Genomic DNA, 15489 nt, shown 5'->3' with positions numbered 1-15489 from the left:
TTAGCAGCAGATATAAGTTTTTCTAACAGGCCAGATAATGACGCGTAGCTATATCCCCCTTAACTCGCTGCGGGCTTTTGAAGCAGCGGCCAGACATCTCAGCTTTACCCGCGCTGCGATTGAGCTCAACGTGACGCATTCTGCAATAAGCCAGCATGTGAAAGCGCTGGAGCAACAGCTGAATTGTCAGCTTTTTGTGCGTGGTTCTCGAGGGTTAATGTTGACGACTGAAGGGGAAAGTCTGTTACCTGTACTTAATGACTCTTTCGATCGTATGGCGGGGATGCTGGATCGTTTTGCCACTAAACAGACTCAGGAAAAACTTAAAATTGGCGTGGTGGGGACCTTTGCGGTCGGTTGTCTTTTCCCTCTGTTGAGCGACTTTAAGCGCCACTGTCCGCATATTGATTTGCATATTTCCACCCACAATAACCGTGTGGATCCCGCCGCCGAAGGGCTGGATTATACTATTCGCTACGGAGGAGGAGCCTGGCACGATACCGATTCGCAATATTTGTGTAGCGCGCTGATGTCTCCGCTGTGTTCACCGACATTGGCCTCGCAGATTAAAGCACCTGTGGACATCCTGAAATTTCCGTTATTACGATCGTATCGGCGTGATGAATGGACGCTTTGGATGCAGGCCGCCGGAGAAGCGCCTCCGTCACCGACGCACAACGTGGTGGTGTTTGACTCGTCCGTCTCAATGCTGGAAGCCGCGCAGGCGGGGATTGGTGTGGCAATTGCACCGGTAAGAATGTTCACGCATTTGCTCAGTAGTGAACGTATCGTGCAGCCTTTTCTAACGCAGATTGATCTGGGGAGTTACTGGATAACGCGTTTACAATCTCGTCCGGAGACGCCCGCGATGCGTGAGTTTTCCCGCTGGTTGACCGGGATGCTGCACTAATAAAAAGGCCCGCCATTGGCGGGCCTGATAATTAACGCATGCGATTAGATGGTCAGGATCCCAATAGCCGTTACAACGGTCAGGATAGCTGCCAGTCCGTAGAATACCCATTTGCCCGCAGGCACGTGGATTTTCAGGTCATGCATCGCGTGGTGCATACGGTGTAAACCACACCACAGCGGCAGAACGATCATCAGGAACAGAAACGCACGTCCGATGAAGCTCTGAGCGAATGCCAGTACGCGTTCATAGCTGAAAGCATCAGGAACAAAGCCCAGCGGCAGCATAATGCCGACCAGCAGGATCATCACCGGCGCAATGATTGCGCTCCACATACCGCCTGCACCAAACAGGCCCCAGAATACGGGTTCGTCAGAGCGTTTTGGATTTGGATTAATCATTCCGGACTCCTTACCAGAACAGGGCAACAAACAGTATTACTACTGTCGCAACCACAGTAACTGCCCAGAGACCTTTGATGATCGGCTCTGGCCCCATTTTTTCGTCTTTTACGATGATGTTGGCAGCTTTTGGCGCCAGCTCAAACCAGGTTTTGGTATGCAGCAGCGCTGCTGCCAGGGCGATAATATTCAGGATCACCACCACCGGGTTTTGCAAAAAGGCGACAAAGCCCATCCAGGACTCTGCACCATGCTTGAGTGCAAACAGGCCGATAATCAGTTCAATGCTGAACCAGACTGCCGGAACCGCCGTGCCTTCGCGCAGCATGTAAAAACGATAAAATGGCAGCTTTTTCCACCAGGTGGACGTCATTGGTCGCACATAGGGTTTGCGTTTAGTCGTCATCGTGCACTCCTTAGCGTGGTTTCAGGGTAGCGATAAGAAAGTCTTTTGAACTTTCAACTTTACCCTGCTGAATGGCCGCAGCCGGATCGACGTGTTTCGGGCAGACTTCGGAGCAGTAGCCCACAAAAGTACAGGACCAGACGCCGTTCGGGCTGTTCAACTGAGCCATACGCTCCTTCTTACCGTGGTCGCGGCTATCTTCGTTGTAACGATGCGCCAGCGTAATCGCAGCCGGTCCAATGAACTCTGGGTTCAGGCCGAACTGCGGGCACGCGGCGTAGCACAGACCACAGTTGATGCAACCGGAGAACTGATGATACTTCGCCATCTGCGCCGGAGTCTGGGTGTTTGGACCCTGATCCGGTGTACGCGGGTTACCGATGATGTACGGTTTGATCGCTTCCAGGCTTTCGATAAAGTGCGTCATGTCGACGACCAGATCGCGCTCAATCGGGAAGTTGCCCAGCGCTTCAACCTTCATGCCGCTGGTGTAATCACGCAGGAAGGTTTTGCACGCCAGTTTAGGTACATTGTTGACCATCATGCCGCAGGAGCCGCAGATCGCCATACGGCAGGACCAGCGGTAGCTCAGGTCCGGTGCCAGGTTATCCTTGATGTAGCCCAGCGCATCCAGCAGTGACGTGGTTTCATCATAAGGAACTTCGTAGAAAGCACTGTGCGGCGCGGTATCGGTTTCCGGGTTATAGCGCACCACCTCAACTTTCAGGTTTTTCATCTCAGCCATTCGCCTTCTCCTTCTTATCGGCTGCTTCCGCTTCGCCACCGTAAACACGTTTAGCCGGTGGCAGAGTGGTGATTTTCACGTCGCTGTATTCCAGGCGAGTCGTGCCGTCAGCATCGCGGAAGGCGAGGGTGTGTTTGAGGAAGTTCACATCGTCACGCTCGGTGCAGCCTTCATCCAGACGCTGATGCGCGCCGCGGGATTCTTTACGCGCCAGAGCAGAGTGCGCCATACATTCAGCAACGTTCAGACCGTGACCCAGTTCGATGGTGTACAGCAGGTCGGTGTTGAAGACGCTGGAGGTATCAGTGATACGGACGCGCTTGAAGCGTTCCTGCAGCTCCGCTAGTTTATCAACGGTTTTCTGCATGAGTTCCGGTGTACGGTAGATACCGCAACCTTCTTCCATGGACAGGCCCATTTCGTCACGGATCTTAGACCAGTTTTCGTTACCTTCCTGGTTAACCAGATCTTTCAGACGTTTTTCAACGCCAGCAACCTGCGCATCGAGCGCGGCACTGTTTGCAGCGCCAGCCGTTGCAGCACGTTCTGCAGCCTGTTCACCGGCCATACGACCGAAGACCACGAGTTCCGCCAGGGAGTTAGAACCCAGACGGTTAGCGCCATGCAGACCAACAGAGGAACATTCGCCCACAGCGAACAGACCTTTAATGCGGGTTTCACAGTGCTGATCGGTTTCGATACCGCCCATGGTGTAGTGCGCGGTAGGACGTACCGGGATCGGCTCTTTAACCGGATCGACACCCACGTAGGCTTTCGCCAGTTCGCAGATGAACGGTAAACGTTCGAGCAGTTTTTTCTCGCCGAGGTGACGCAGGTCGAGGTGAACCACATCGCCACGCGGGGTGGAAATGGTGTTACCTTTACGCCATTCGTGCCAGAAAGCCTGAGAAACTTTGTCGCGCGGACCGAGTTCCATGTATTTGTTTTTCGGTTCGCCCAGCGGGGTTTCCGGACCCATGCCGTAATCTTGCAGATAACGGTAGCCGTTTTTGTTGACCAGGATACCGCCTTCACCACGGCAGCCTTCGGTCATCAGGATACCAGAGCCTGGCAGACCCGTCGGGTGATACTGAACGAATTCCATATCACGCAGCGGAACGCCGTGGCTCAGCGCCATGCCCATACCGTCGCCAGTTACGATGCCGCCGTTGGTGTTGTAACGGTAAACACGACCTGCGCCGCCCGTTGCCATCACAACAGCATTAGCACGGATCTGCATCAGCGTGCCTTCCATCATGTTCATGGCAACCAGGCCGCGAGCATGGCCATCATCAACCAGGATATCCAGAACGAAGTGTTCGTCAAAGCGCTGAATCTGCGGGAACTGCAAAGATGTTTGGAACAGCGTATGCAACATGTGGAAGCCGGTTTTATCCGCGGCAAACCAGGTACGCTCGATTTTCATACCGCCGAAGCGACGTACGTTGACGCTACCGTCTTCACGGCGGCTCCATGGGCAGCCCCATTGTTCCAGTTGCGTCATTTCAGTTGGGCAGTGGTGGACAAAGTAATCCACGACATCCTGCTCACACAGCCAGTCTCCGCCTGCTACCGTATCGTGAAAATGGTAGTCAAAGCTGTCATGATCCTGCGCGACAGCAGCAGAGCCGCCTTCGGCAGCAACGGTATGGCTGCGCATTGGGTACACTTTTGAGATCAGTGCGATTTTAGCGTTGGGATTTGCTTGTGCGGCAGCAATTGCAGCACGTAATCCCGCGCCACCGGCGCCTATAATGGCAAGATCGGCTTGAAAGGTTTGCACGACATTCCTCCAGATTGTTGTTATTTCATTCCTGCCTGAAATCAGATGCTTCATCGGCTTCAAACAGGTTATGAACGCGTTTCCACTGCTCCTTTATAGGTACAATAGTATAGTCTCAGGGATGTGCGGGAAATTTGACGTGTTCGATTTTTTTAGCGTGTCAAAGGGGGGAATTATCATTGAATTTGATTAATTTAATTACTAAACCACCCCATGTCGCTTTTTTTATCCAATTGCCAGTGTGGATTATTGGCGCGCGAAATTTGTCTCGTTAACGCGATACGAGTAGACTTCGTGCCCTTGTCTTAAATCGGAGAAACAACCATGAGCGAAACGGCAACCTGGCAGCCGAGCGCGTCCATCCCCAATCTGTTAAAACGTGCGGCAATTATAGCGGAGATTCGCCGCTTTTTTGCCGATCGTGGCGTGCTTGAGGTTGAGACCCCTTGTATGAGTCAGGCAACGGTAACGGACATCCATCTGTTCCCGTTCGAAACGCGTTTCGTCGGCCCTGGACACTCCCAGGGAATGAATCTCTATTTAATGACCAGCCCGGAATACCATATGAAGCGCCTGCTGGTGGCAGGATGCGGCCCGGTGTATCAACTGTGCCGCAGCTTCCGTAATGAAGAGATGGGGCGTCATCATAACCCTGAATTCACTATGCTCGAGTGGTATCGTCCGCACTACGATATGTATCGCCTGATGAATGAAGTGGATGATTTGCTCCAGCAGGTGCTGGACTGCTCACCTGCGGAAAGTCTCTCTTACCAGCAAGCCTTCCAGCGCCATCTGGAGATAGACCCGCTGTCTGCAGATAAAACCCAACTGCGGGAAGTGGCGGCGAAATTGGATCTCAGTAATATCGCCGATACCGAAGAAGACCGGGACACCTTACTGCAGTTGCTGTTTACGATGGGCGTTGAGCCGCATATTGGCAAAGACAAACCGACGTTTGTGTATCATTTCCCGGCCAGCCAGGCATCACTGGCGCAAATCAGTACCGAAGATCACCGCGTGGCTGAACGTTTCGAGGTTTACTACAAAGGTATTGAGCTGGCGAATGGTTTCCATGAATTGACCGACGCGCGCGAACAGCAGCAGCGGTTTGAGCAGGATAACCGCAAACGTGCCGCACGTGGCTTGCCGCAGCAGCCTATCGACACCAACCTGCTTGAAGCGTTAAAAGTGGGTATGCCGGATTGTTCTGGCGTGGCGCTGGGCGTTGACCGTCTGGTGATGCTGGCGTTGGGCGCAGAGAGCCTGGCCGAGGTTATCGCATTTACCGTCGATCGCGCGTAACGCACTCTCCTTCAATACAAAGTGGCGGTGAAATAGCCACTTTGTAGCATATTTTTTCATTTACCCTCTAATAGCCACAATTTACTCCTGGATATTTGATATCGTTCAGGTATCAATTCTGTGTTGATTTTTCTATCGCTGAACTCTGAAAAGAGGGCAGTGCCAACCGGTGAGTGGCGTTTGTTAAACGCTTGCCAGAGTAAGGGATGGTTTAATGACCCAAACAATAAAAAAGATGAGCCTAATAGGTCTCATCCTCATGATATTTACGTCTGTTTTCGGTTTTGCGAATAGCCCCTCCGCATTCTATCTAATGGGGTATAGCGCGATTCCGTGGTATATATTTTCTGCATTATTATTCTTTATCCCATTTGCTTTAATGATGGCGGAAATGGGGGCTGCCTATCGGAAAGAAGAGGGAGGAATCTATTCGTGGATGAATAATAGCGTTGGGCCACGCTATGCGTTTATCGGCACGTTTATGTGGTTTTCTTCCTATGTGATATGGATGGTAAGTACCGCAGCGAAAGTCTGGGTACCTTTTTCAACCTTCTTATTTGGCGCAGACATGACGCAGCACTGGCGTTTTGCGGGGCTTGAGCCTACGCAGGTCGTCGGGTTGCTCGCCGTCGGTTGGATGATTCTGGTAACCTGCGTGGCCTCCCGGGGTATTAATAAGATTGCTCGTATTACGGCTGTAGGCGGAATTGCCGTAATGTGCCTTAATTTAGTTCTGTTGTTAGTGAGTGTCGCTATTTTGTTATTAACTGGTGGTCACTTTGCGCAGGATATTAATTTCATCTCCTCACCTAATCCGGGATATCAGTCCGGTCTGGCCATGTTGTCATTTGTTGTGTTTGCCATTTTTGCATACGGCGGAATAGAAGCCGTGGGTGGATTAGTTGATAAAACAGAAAAGCCAGAAAAGAACTTTGCGAAAGGCATTGTCTTTGCCGCGATTGTCATTTCTGTCGGTTATTCACTGGCCATATTTTTATGGGGCGTTAGCACCAACTGGCAGCAAGTATTAAGCAATAGCTCGGTCAACCTCGGCAATATAACGTATATCCTGATGAAAAGCCTCGGGATGACGTTAGGTAACGCGCTGCATGTTTCTCCTGAAACCGCGATGGTGACGGGGGTGTGGTTCGCGCGTATCACCGGGCTTTCTATGTTTCTCGCCTATACCGGCGCTTTTTTCACGCTCAGCTATTCGCCACTAAAAGCGATTATTCAGGGAACGCCGAAGGCGCTGTGGCCAGCGCCGATGACCAAACTAAATGCCGTGGGGATGCCGACGACGGCAATGTGGTTGCAGTGCCTGCTGGTGAGCCTGTTTATCCTGCTGGTTTCGTTTGGCGGCGATACGGCTTCAGCGTTCTATAACAAACTGACGCTGATGGCGAACGTCTCGATGACGCTGCCGTATCTGTTCCTCGCGCTGGCGTTTCCGTTCTTTAAAGCCCGTACGGGCCTGGAAAGACCGTTTGTTGTCTTTAAAACCCGAGCGGCGACGTTACTGGCCACATCGGTGGTTGTGCTGGTGGTGACGTTTGCCAATGTGTTCACCATCATCCAGCCGGTGATTGAAGCAGGGGACTGGAACAGCGCATTGTGGATGACCGGAGGCCCGATCTTCTTCTCGCTGTTGGCAATGGCGATTTATCAGAACTACAGCCGTCGTATGGTGAAACTCCCCCGGTGGGTGACAGACTAAGGAAAGATAAATATTGAATTTCCGCAAAGCCCGATAGGGATACCGTCCGGGCTTTGTTCGTATTAAATCATTTTTATAATTTATCAAAATGATATTCGTGTGTATATCTATGATATATTTATTATGACAATCATCTTGGGGTGATATTGTATAATTGGAAATGATTGCTGCTATGAATTTATTTTAAAAATATAACTTCTGATTTTTCCTTTTATGCTTGTGATATCTGTCTCATTACTGGTTGAGAATCATGGCTATTGTTAGGTCAATGTTTACATTGCCTTGGTGATTAAATTTTTATGATGATCAGCTCTCCGCCATTTTGTGAGATAGACGAATATGGTTTTCCTCATTGGAACGGGTTGGATTTTTTCCGTTGGTATGCCCTGCCTACCAATTGGCGTTTTATGACTGGGAAATCATATCTTTGGTATTATAAAACGGCTTGGTTAATTCACCATAGAACTATTATAAAACAATGTGCTTATGAAGCAAGAGTCCCAGAATTACTCCTTGCAGGTGTTGCTGTCGCAGAAGTTGGCGGAACTCCAGAGAGATTTAAAGGTGTTGGTGTTCTGCAATTTAGACAGGTAATTGAAGAAGTATTGGGAAAGAGCAGCAATGAATGGTCGAATGCTACATCTGTCGGTTCAGTTGCTATCCAGATAGGCGTTGCAGCAAGAACAATAGGTATTCACCCAGATAAACTGACACATTTTCAGCAATTCCGCTTGTCGCAGTGTTTGCTTGATAACCACTTTAATATTCGGGTTGTAGCATTCCATTTACGCGATCTTATTTTATATGACAATCCAGATTCTGATACTATGTACTTGACAGATGAACAAATAATATTGGCTGGTTCTAGATATAATCGTGGAACCATGAGAAATAAAAAGGATATTATCCAATCTATTAGTGAACAACCCGGTTTTCCGGATCGTGAGTATAGTGAATATGGTCGTCGAATTATAGAAAAGAAAGATGCAATACTTAAAATTATGCGAGGCGGCTAATGAGTTGGAAGTCTTTTACATTGAATTTCATCTGGGGCATAGTTAGCATTATATTGATAATTATGTTTTCAACTCAGGACAAGGAATGGTTTATTGACGGTAGGGGAATTAATAATGTCTGTGATGTCATGAATTATATTGAGGACGACGATGTTCGTTCTGTGGGCATAATCTTAACACTACCTCTGTTTATTCCTTTTATCTATGCGATCGTATGGAGAAGACAGCGCGGTATCTGGCAATATTCTATCATGGCGACTCTCCTGCTTTTTTGGTTATGGCGTTTTATCATTAGATATCAATTATGCTGGTAAATAAGACGCTGGGTAGTGTAAGCACACCTCACGTCTTATTGTGGCATGACTTACAAACTCCCCGCCGGGCGACTGCTTCTGCCCGCAGAACTTAAGGTTCTTCCCGTTTGCTTACCGCCGAGGCTCTCCAGACGCATCTGGAACGGTGGGAACGGCATATCGATACCGTGCTCGCGGAAGCCTGCCAGAATCAGCTGGTGGATTTCGTGGCGCAGCGGCATACGATGCCCCATCTCAGCGGCATAAATACGCAGTTCGAAGATTTGAATCCCTTGCTGCAGGTCAACCAGGAAGACTTCTGGCGCCGGGTTATCGATAACCAGTGAGCAGCGTTGTGCGGCAGTAAGCAGGATCTGCGTAACCTCCTCGCTGTTAGCCTCCGACGGTGCCGGGATGGTTAATACCACACGGGTGACCGAATCCGATAACGACCAGTTGATAAACTGCTCGGTGATAAAGGCTTTGTTGGGCACGATGATCTCTTTGCGGTCCCAGTCGCTGATGGTCGTGGCGCGGGTATTAATTTTCGTCACGCTACCGGTAAGATCGCGAATCGTCACCGTGTCGCCAATGCGGATTGGTTTTTCAAACAGGATAATCAGGCCGGAAATAAAGTTGGCGAAGATCTCCTGCAAACCAAAGCCCAGACCGACACCGAGAGCCGCTACCAGCCATTGCAGTTTGGACCACTCAATACCGATCATTGAGAAGCCAACCAGACCGCCAATCAGCATCAGCAGGTACTTGGTGATGGTGGTGATGGCGTAACCGGTGCCGGGGGTTAAATCGAGATGTTGCAGTAGCGCCAGCTCAAGCAGCGCGGGCAGGTTGCGCACTAACTGGGTAGTGATGATAAACACCAGGATTGCGATAAGCACTGCACCCAGAGTTATCGGCTCTAAACTTTCCACACCCTGCACCGTGGAGGTGACATCCCACAACGAGATATTTTCCAGGAAGCCGAAAGCGGAATGAATTTCTGACCACAGCACAATGACCGAGAGCAGGGCGATAAGCATCAGGATAGAGCGCACCAGGCGCAGTGATTGCGCGCTGATAGCATCCAGATCCACTTCGCTTTCATCAACATCAATCGTGCCTTCAAGGCTGGTGGAATGCGCTGGTTCTTCTTCACCCCGTGCGCGCTGCGCCAGCATTTCAGCACGTCGATGCTTGGCGCGGTCAAACGCCAGCCGGCGGCGCTGGATCAGCATCCAGCGGCGGATAACGTGATACACCACCAGTAACAAGAACCAGATAGCTACGGACGTTTCCAGACGCGCCAATAAAGCTTGCGACGTGGCGAGATAGCCCACTGCCGCAGCGAGAATGGCAATCAGCGGTGCGCCCATCAGCATATTCCACAGCATGCTGTTGACCATGTTATCGCTGTTGCCTTCTTTATCGAGGTACAGCGGTATTCCGGCGCGTTTCAGGCTCAGGGTCACGACCGCCAGCGCACCGCAAATCAGAATAAAGCACAGACGCCCCAGTGAGGCGGAGAATTCCCGGTCATTGAGATTATCAAACATAATCACCGCCATGATCAGCGGCACAATCAGCCCGATACTCATCAGGTAATAGTGCATGGCTTTCGCGACGCGGTTACGCGGCCAGCCAAAGTGGGCAATGAACAGACCGTTGGGGCGCGCAAAGGTGGCGCAAATCATTACTGCCCACAGCATGGGCACCGTGGCGGTAACGCCATCGCCGATAGCGACAGCCAATGGATAAGGCCAGGCTTCCTGCAATCCGTAACCGAGCGTTGCCCACAGCACCGGCAACGGAGAAGCGACGAGTATCGACCAGAACACCGTGCGTATCGTCAGCCAGAAGTGGTCCTGGGTGACTTTCCCGACTCGCGCAGATGAACGCTCCAGAAAACGGGTGAAGTGTTTGCGCGAAGAGAGGCTAAAGCCAACCAGCACCAATGCTGCGAAAAGCGGCAGCAGCGTTTCTTTGCTGGTCAGCATCATGATGCTGGCTTTGCCCAACTGATTAAACGTATCTAATGAGATCAGACGCCGCAGATCCTGGACGATGTCGACAGGCCAGGAGAGGGAGATGGGGCTAACGTCCGACGTCCAGAACAGATAACGGTGCGTTGCTTCGTTGACCTCTTTTAGCGCATCTTCCAGTTGGCTATTAGAGACTTTGAGCTTGGTCAGCTCAAGGATCAGCGTATCGCCGCCCTGTAACAAAGAGTTCAACAGCTCACGCTGGGTGCGTAACTGGGCGTTGAGAATGCTGCTCTGTTCAGCGGTCAGCGGTTGTCCATCGGCCTGATGAATCTGACGCAACTGCGGCTGTTTGTTGAGGAGATCCTCATAGCGCATACGGTGCACGCGAAGCTGCGCCATTTCGGTATCCAACTGCTGAGGCTTGGGCATTTCCGGTAAACGGGATACCTGCGCGCGCAGTGCTTCTCCCAGCATATTTGAGACCCCAAGCCACTGAGACTGCTCTCGCAGCGTATTCAATGCCTGGCGCACCTGTAGCGTTTGGCTGGCGGCTTGACGCTGTTGCGAGGCGACCAGGTCCATACGTTGCGCCTGCTGGTTTAATGCCTGAGACAGTTCGCGGTTAACCTTGAACTGGTCGATAATACCTTCCGGCAGTCCCGCGCTGTTTTCCGCCAACAGTTCGGTGCTTTCCAGCGCTCGCTCTGCCTCACGCTGACGTTGACTGTTGAGCTGGTTGCGCAAAGCCTGCAGGTAAGTATCGAGCTGCTGGCTCTGTTTTTCCGCCAGCTCTGAGCGCATACGCGCCAGCTCCTGGCGGTTATTAGCGGAAAGCTGCGCCAGCTCCAGTTCATCGACCAGGGCTTTGAGTTTGGCGGATTCAGCCTGCATCGCCTGATTCTGCGCGGGATTAGAGTTGGCGGTACCAATACGTCGCTCAAGCTCATTTAGCTGGCGGCGGGCATCGGTTTGCTGTTGAGGAAGCTGGCTTAACGAGTCGGCGATTTCCCGGGCGCGATCCTGCTCCTGCTGGGCCTGACGACTCTTTTCCAACAGTTGGCTGCTGACCTGGAGGATCTCCTGGTTTAACGCATCGGTGGTGAGTCCGGTTGGCACATTGCGCGGTTCGTCGCGCAGGTTGCTAAGCTGCGCGCGTAATGTTGCGGACAGCTTGGGGAAGTTATCAATAACCTGCTGATATTGCTGGGCACGTTCGAGAGAACCTTTACGCTCCTCGAGGGCATTCAGCGCGGACTGGAGCGCCTCGACGGTTTCTGGCTGAGCAGGTTTCGCCGCTTTTGCCTGCTCCAGTTCCTGGGTGAGTTGTTTGGCATCGGGGGCCGTCGCAGCGTACGCCCCCAGGCTGAGGCACCAGGCCATCAGAAAAGTGATAATCAGGCGCACAGCAGCGATTCCTATGTTTAACTTTCGTCTTTTTTGTCGTCAACCAGCGGGCTGGCGTCGTGTTCTGCTTCGATCTCTTCTTTCGCAAGCGGGGCAGGTTCTGCCTCTGGCGTCACGAATGTCTCGGTCGAGATGGCCATTGGCTGGCCGATTTTGGTCACTGAAAGGTCCTGCAACTGCTCAACCAGGTTAACTTTGCCAGGCGCGAACAGGTTGATAACGGTGGAACCGAGCTTAAAGCGGCCCATTTCCTGACCTTTCAGCAGCGCCACCGACCCTTCGCTTTCGCCTTCCGGCCAGGTCCAGCGTTTGATGACGCCTTCACGCGGTGGGGTAATGGTGCCAGCCCATGCGGTTTCAATACTGCCGACGATGGTCGCGCCGACCAGAATCTGCACCATCGGGCCAAATTCGGTATCAAACAGACAGATTACGCGTTCGTTGCGTGCAAACAGGTTTGGAACGTTTTGCGCAGTCAGGATATTTACAGAGAAGAGATCGCCTGGCACGTACATCATTTCACGCAGGATACCGTTACACGGCATATGTACACGGTGGTAATCGCGTGGAGATAAGTAAGTGGTCACAAACGTACCGTTGCGGAATTTGTCCGCCATCTGGTAGTTGCCGGCCAGCAGTGCTTCAAGGGTATAGCTGTGCCCTTTGGCCTGCAGTAGTTTGTCTTCTTCGATGTTTCCTAACTGGTTAATCACGCCGTCAGCAGGCATGACCAGTACGTTTGGATCGGTGTTAATCGGGCGAACGTCGTCGCGCAGTGGGCGAACAAAGAAGTCGTTAAAGGTGCGATAGCTGGCGGTGTCCGGCTTTTGCGCCTCTTTCATATCGACCTTGTAATATTTCACGAACAGATCGATAACCAGTTTAGTCAGCCATCCTGCTCGTTTGCTCGCACCCCAACCCGCCAGGCGAGTGAGCCATAGTTTCGGCAGAATGTATTGTAGCGAAAGCTTAAATGAGTTTAACAAGGTAGCCTCCAGGCCATAATTTGTTCCCGATCCGGCATACGGGCCGGATCCTGAAAAAAGGGGGACGATTCTAGCGATGCTTAGCTTAGTTGTCAGTTGTCTGTATCAGAAAAGTTTTTACGTGTTTTTACCTGCGCCATGCTTTCCAGGATGCGGTGATAATTTTCAAACCGAGTTTCAGCTATTGCCCCTTTTTCTACGGCCTCACGGATAGCGCAGCCTGGATCGGTATCATGCTTGCAGTCGCGGTATTTGCAGTGGCCCAGGTAGTCATGGAATTCGACAAAACCATGTGTGATTTGTTCCGGCTCCAGATGCCACAACCCGAACTCACGTACGCCAGGGGAGTCGATAACGTCGCCACCGTGCGGGAAATGATACAGGCGAGAGGCAGTGGTGGTGTGCTGTCCAAGGCCGGAGTTGTCGGAGACATCGTTGGTCAGGATCTCTTCCTGCAGGCCGAGAAGATTATTGAGCAGGCTAGATTTACCAACGCCCGACTGACCGGCAAAAATGCTGATGCGATCGGTTAATGCTTCTTCAAGCGGTTTCAGGCCGTCTTTAGTGCGGCTTGATACCATCAACACGCGATAGCCAATGTGGCGATAAATATCCATCTGTTCGTTAACAAAGGCCATGCCTTCGTCATCCAGCAGATCGATCTTATTCAAGACGATAATTGGTTCAACGTGTAGCGTTTCACAGGCTACCAGATACCGGTCGATAATATTGAGTGACAGCTCGGGTAAGATGGCTGAGACAATAACGATCTGGTTGATGTTGGCGGCAATGGGTTTCACTCCGTCGTAAAAGTCGGGACGTGTCAGTACCGAGGTACGCTCGTGTACCGCTTCAACGATGCCTTTGACATTCACGCCTTCTGCTGCTGCTTTTCCCGGGCGCCAGACAACGCGATCGCCGGTCACCAGCGAGCGAATTGTACGGCGGATGTTGCAGCGGTGAATCTCACCGTCAGCAGATTCCACGTCGGCATGCATGCCAAAACGGCTGATAACGATGCCTTCAGCGGTTTCGCCAAACAGGTTGTCGTCGTAGTCTGGCTTCTCCGTGGACGTTTTCAGACGACGCTGGTGATTGGCGTTCACACGGCGCTGTTGGCCTTTGGAGAGTTTATTCTTACTCAATCGGACTGACTCCTGGTCGCCCATAATGGGCAAAACATTTATGATACACGCAATTTTAGATGAATATAGTCACACTGAATGTGACGCTGAAGGGTGGAAAATAGCATGAGTGCCAATGAAAACAACCTGATTTGGATCGATCTGGAGATGACAGGTCTGGATCCCGAGCGCGATCGCATAATTGAGATAGCCACGCTGGTGACGGATGCCAACCTGAATATTTTGGCTGAAGGACCGACAATTGCGGTGCACCAGTCCGACGAACAGTTGGCATTAATGGATGACTGGAACGTACGTACGCATACCGGTAGTGGGCTAGTGGATCGCGTGAAGGCGAGCACCATGGGGGATCGTGAAGCTGAACTGGCTACGCTTGCTTTTTTGAAAGAGTGGGTTCCAGAAGGGAAATCACCTATCTGCGGCAACAGCATCGGTCAGGATCGTCGTTTCCTGTTTAAATACATGCCGGAGCTGGAGGCGTATTTCCATTATCGCTATCTTGACGTCAGTACTCTGAAAGAGCTGGCGCGTCGTTGGAAGCCGGAAATTCTTGCTGGCTTCACCAAGCAGGGAACGCATCAGGCGATGGACGATATTCGTGAATCTGTTGCTGAGCTTGCTTACTATCGCGAACATTTTATTAAGCTTTGATTTTGTGGATGGCCGGACGGCGCTGTGGCTTACCCGGCCTACGAATATCGTTCCTGCGCGCTTGCACTGAGGTATGATTGTCGCTAAATTAGACGACTTGCCGATAAATTCAGCATTTAAACAGAAAAACGAAAAAATCGCTTTTAGGGGGGTTGCAGCTAAACGGATTTCTCGTATAATGCGCCTCCCGTAACGACAGAGAATTACACGTTACGGCAGCAGCAAAAGCAGTACAAATTTGCGGGAATAGCTCAGTTGGTAGAGCACGACCTTGCCAAGGTCGGGGTCGCGAGTTCGAGTCTCGTTTCCCGCTCCAAAATTTGAAAGTGCTTGTAAAGCACAGACCACCAATCGCAGAATTTCGAATTGCGACAAGGCGGCAACTGAATGAGTCCTTAGAAGCTTACCGAAGTAAGTGACTTAGGCGAATGAAGGCAGCCAACGCAGTAGCGGTTCGAAAGACGAAGATTAAGCGGGAATAGCTCAGTTGGTAGAGCACGACCTTGCCAAGGTCGGGGTCGCGAGTTCGAGTCTCGTTTCCCGCTCCAAAATTTGAAAGTGCTTATGTCTACAAAGCACAGACACACCCAAGCGGGAATAGCTCAGTTGGTAGAGCACGACCTTGCCAAGGTCGGGGTCGCGAGTTCGAGTCTCGTTTCCCGCTCCAAATTCTTACCCCAATAAAAATATCCACAGCGAATAAATACGTTGGGGACGTTTTGTTTCGTCATTGACATACTCTTGTAAA

General features: G+C 51.4%; 13 protein-coding genes and 3 tRNA genes. 9 read left to right on the top strand and 7 right to left on the bottom strand.

Annotation, left to right across the window (positions count from 1 at the left end):
- Positions 1–37: 37 nt before the first annotated feature.
- Positions 38–910, top strand: coding sequence for a LysR family transcriptional regulator AmpR (gene ampR, locus HVZ39_RS22495; RefSeq protein ID WP_181633000.1), 873 nt, complete (start codon positions 38–40; stop codon positions 908–910).
- Between the two features lie 44 nt (positions 911–954).
- Here the strand turns inward: ampR and frdD are convergent, their stop codons facing one another.
- Genes frdD through frdA form a run of 4 tightly spaced genes read right to left on the bottom strand, consistent with a single transcriptional unit; the run spans position 955 to position 4245 of the window.
- Positions 955–1311: a fumarate reductase subunit FrdD gene (gene frdD / locus HVZ39_RS22490; RefSeq protein ID WP_003025535.1), complete on the bottom strand. Its 357-nt coding sequence runs from the start codon at positions 1309–1311 to the stop codon at positions 955–957.
- A gap of 10 nt (positions 1312–1321) precedes the next feature.
- The gene (frdC, locus tag HVZ39_RS22485; protein ID WP_016151401.1) at positions 1322–1717 is read right to left on the bottom strand and encodes a fumarate reductase subunit FrdC; all 396 of its coding nucleotides are present in this window, start codon (positions 1715–1717) and stop codon (positions 1322–1324) included.
- A 10-nt stretch (positions 1718–1727) separates the two neighbouring features.
- Complete coding sequence (gene frdB / locus HVZ39_RS22480; protein WP_016155500.1) at positions 1728–2462, bottom strand: fumarate reductase iron-sulfur protein; 735 nt, start codon at positions 2460–2462, stop codon at positions 1728–1730.
- Complete coding sequence (frdA, locus tag HVZ39_RS22475; protein ID WP_016151402.1) at positions 2455–4245, bottom strand: fumarate reductase (quinol) flavoprotein subunit; 1791 nt, start codon at positions 4243–4245, stop codon at positions 2455–2457. Before frdA ends, frdB begins: the two co-directional genes overlap by 8 nt.
- Before the next feature lie 324 nt (positions 4246–4569).
- Here frdA and epmA point away from each other — a divergent pair, with 324 nt between their 5' ends.
- The 4 genes from epmA (at position 4570) to HVZ39_RS22455 (ending at position 8594) form a co-directional block, all read left to right on the top strand.
- Positions 4570–5547, top strand: coding sequence for an elongation factor P--(R)-beta-lysine ligase (epmA, locus tag HVZ39_RS22470; protein WP_003830517.1), 978 nt, complete (start codon positions 4570–4572; stop codon positions 5545–5547).
- Positions 5548–5761: 214 nt separating this feature from the next.
- Positions 5762–7264 (top strand): glutamate/gamma-aminobutyrate family transporter YjeM, encoded by a 1503-nt coding sequence (yjeM, locus tag HVZ39_RS22465; protein WP_181632999.1) that lies wholly within the window; start codon positions 5762–5764, stop codon positions 7262–7264.
- Positions 7265–7563: 299 nt separating this feature from the next.
- Positions 7564–8280 (top strand): hypothetical protein, encoded by a 717-nt coding sequence (locus HVZ39_RS22460; protein ID WP_077249808.1) that lies wholly within the window; start codon positions 7564–7566, stop codon positions 8278–8280.
- Positions 8280–8594, top strand: a complete 315-nt coding sequence (locus tag HVZ39_RS22455; RefSeq protein WP_019078195.1) for a YjeO family protein — start codon at positions 8280–8282, stop codon at positions 8592–8594. Before HVZ39_RS22460 ends, HVZ39_RS22455 begins: the two co-directional genes overlap by 1 nt.
- 50 nt (positions 8595–8644) lie before the next feature.
- Here the strand turns inward: HVZ39_RS22455 and mscM are convergent, their stop codons facing one another.
- From mscM to rsgA, 3 genes are all read right to left on the bottom strand, one after another.
- Entirely contained in the window at positions 8645–11959 is a 3315-nt protein-coding gene (gene mscM, locus HVZ39_RS22450; protein ID WP_141876167.1) for a miniconductance mechanosensitive channel MscM, read from the bottom strand.
- Positions 11960–11976: 17 nt separating this feature from the next.
- A complete protein-coding gene (gene asd, locus HVZ39_RS22445; RefSeq protein WP_016155504.1) occupies positions 11977–12945 on the bottom strand; it encodes an archaetidylserine decarboxylase in 969 nt (322 codons plus the stop codon).
- Positions 12946–13037: 92 nt separating this feature from the next.
- Positions 13038–14090: a small ribosomal subunit biogenesis GTPase RsgA gene (rsgA, locus tag HVZ39_RS22440; RefSeq protein ID WP_019078196.1), complete on the bottom strand. Its 1053-nt coding sequence runs from the start codon at positions 14088–14090 to the stop codon at positions 13038–13040.
- Between the two features lie 105 nt (positions 14091–14195).
- On the opposite strand from rsgA, the gene orn reads away from it, so the two are divergent.
- The 4 genes from orn (at position 14196) to HVZ39_RS22420 (ending at position 15408) form a co-directional block, all read left to right on the top strand.
- Positions 14196–14741, top strand: a complete 546-nt coding sequence (gene orn, locus HVZ39_RS22435; protein ID WP_016151407.1) for an oligoribonuclease — start codon at positions 14196–14198, stop codon at positions 14739–14741.
- Between the two features lie 240 nt (positions 14742–14981).
- Positions 14982–15057: transfer RNA gene (locus HVZ39_RS22430), tRNA-Gly, on the top strand.
- Positions 15058–15213: 156 nt separating this feature from the next.
- Positions 15214–15289: transfer RNA gene (locus tag HVZ39_RS22425), tRNA-Gly, on the top strand.
- Positions 15290–15332: 43 nt separating this feature from the next.
- Positions 15333–15408, top strand: a tRNA-Gly gene (locus HVZ39_RS22420).
- Positions 15409–15489: the final 81 nt, after the last annotated feature.

This window comes from Citrobacter sp. RHB35-C21 (assembly GCF_013816515.1).
Lineage (GTDB): Bacteria > Pseudomonadota > Gammaproteobacteria > Enterobacterales > Enterobacteriaceae > Citrobacter > Citrobacter braakii.
This window is presented reverse-complemented; position numbering and strand designations above follow the sequence as displayed.

Coding starts and splice junctions, on each gene's coding strand:
- HVZ39_RS22460 (WP_077249808.1), top strand. CDS start 7,564: ATGATGATCAGCTCTCCGCCATTTTGTGAGATAGACGAATATGGTTTT.
- HVZ39_RS22455 (WP_019078195.1), top strand. CDS start 8,280: ATGAGTTGGAAGTCTTTTACATTGAATTTCATCTGGGGCATAGTTAGC.
- orn (WP_016151407.1), top strand. CDS start 14,196: ATGAGTGCCAATGAAAACAACCTGATTTGGATCGATCTGGAGATGACA.
- frdB (WP_016155500.1), bottom strand. CDS start 2,462: ATGGCTGAGATGAAAAACCTGAAAGTTGAGGTGGTGCGCTATAACCCG.
- yjeM (WP_181632999.1), top strand. CDS start 5,762: ATGACCCAAACAATAAAAAAGATGAGCCTAATAGGTCTCATCCTCATG.
- epmA (WP_003830517.1), top strand. CDS start 4,570: ATGAGCGAAACGGCAACCTGGCAGCCGAGCGCGTCCATCCCCAATCTG.
- frdC (WP_016151401.1), bottom strand. CDS start 1,717: ATGACGACTAAACGCAAACCCTATGTGCGACCAATGACGTCCACCTGG.
- ampR (WP_181633000.1), top strand. CDS start 38: ATGACGCGTAGCTATATCCCCCTTAACTCGCTGCGGGCTTTTGAAGCA.
- frdD (WP_003025535.1), bottom strand. CDS start 1,311: ATGATTAATCCAAATCCAAAACGCTCTGACGAACCCGTATTCTGGGGC.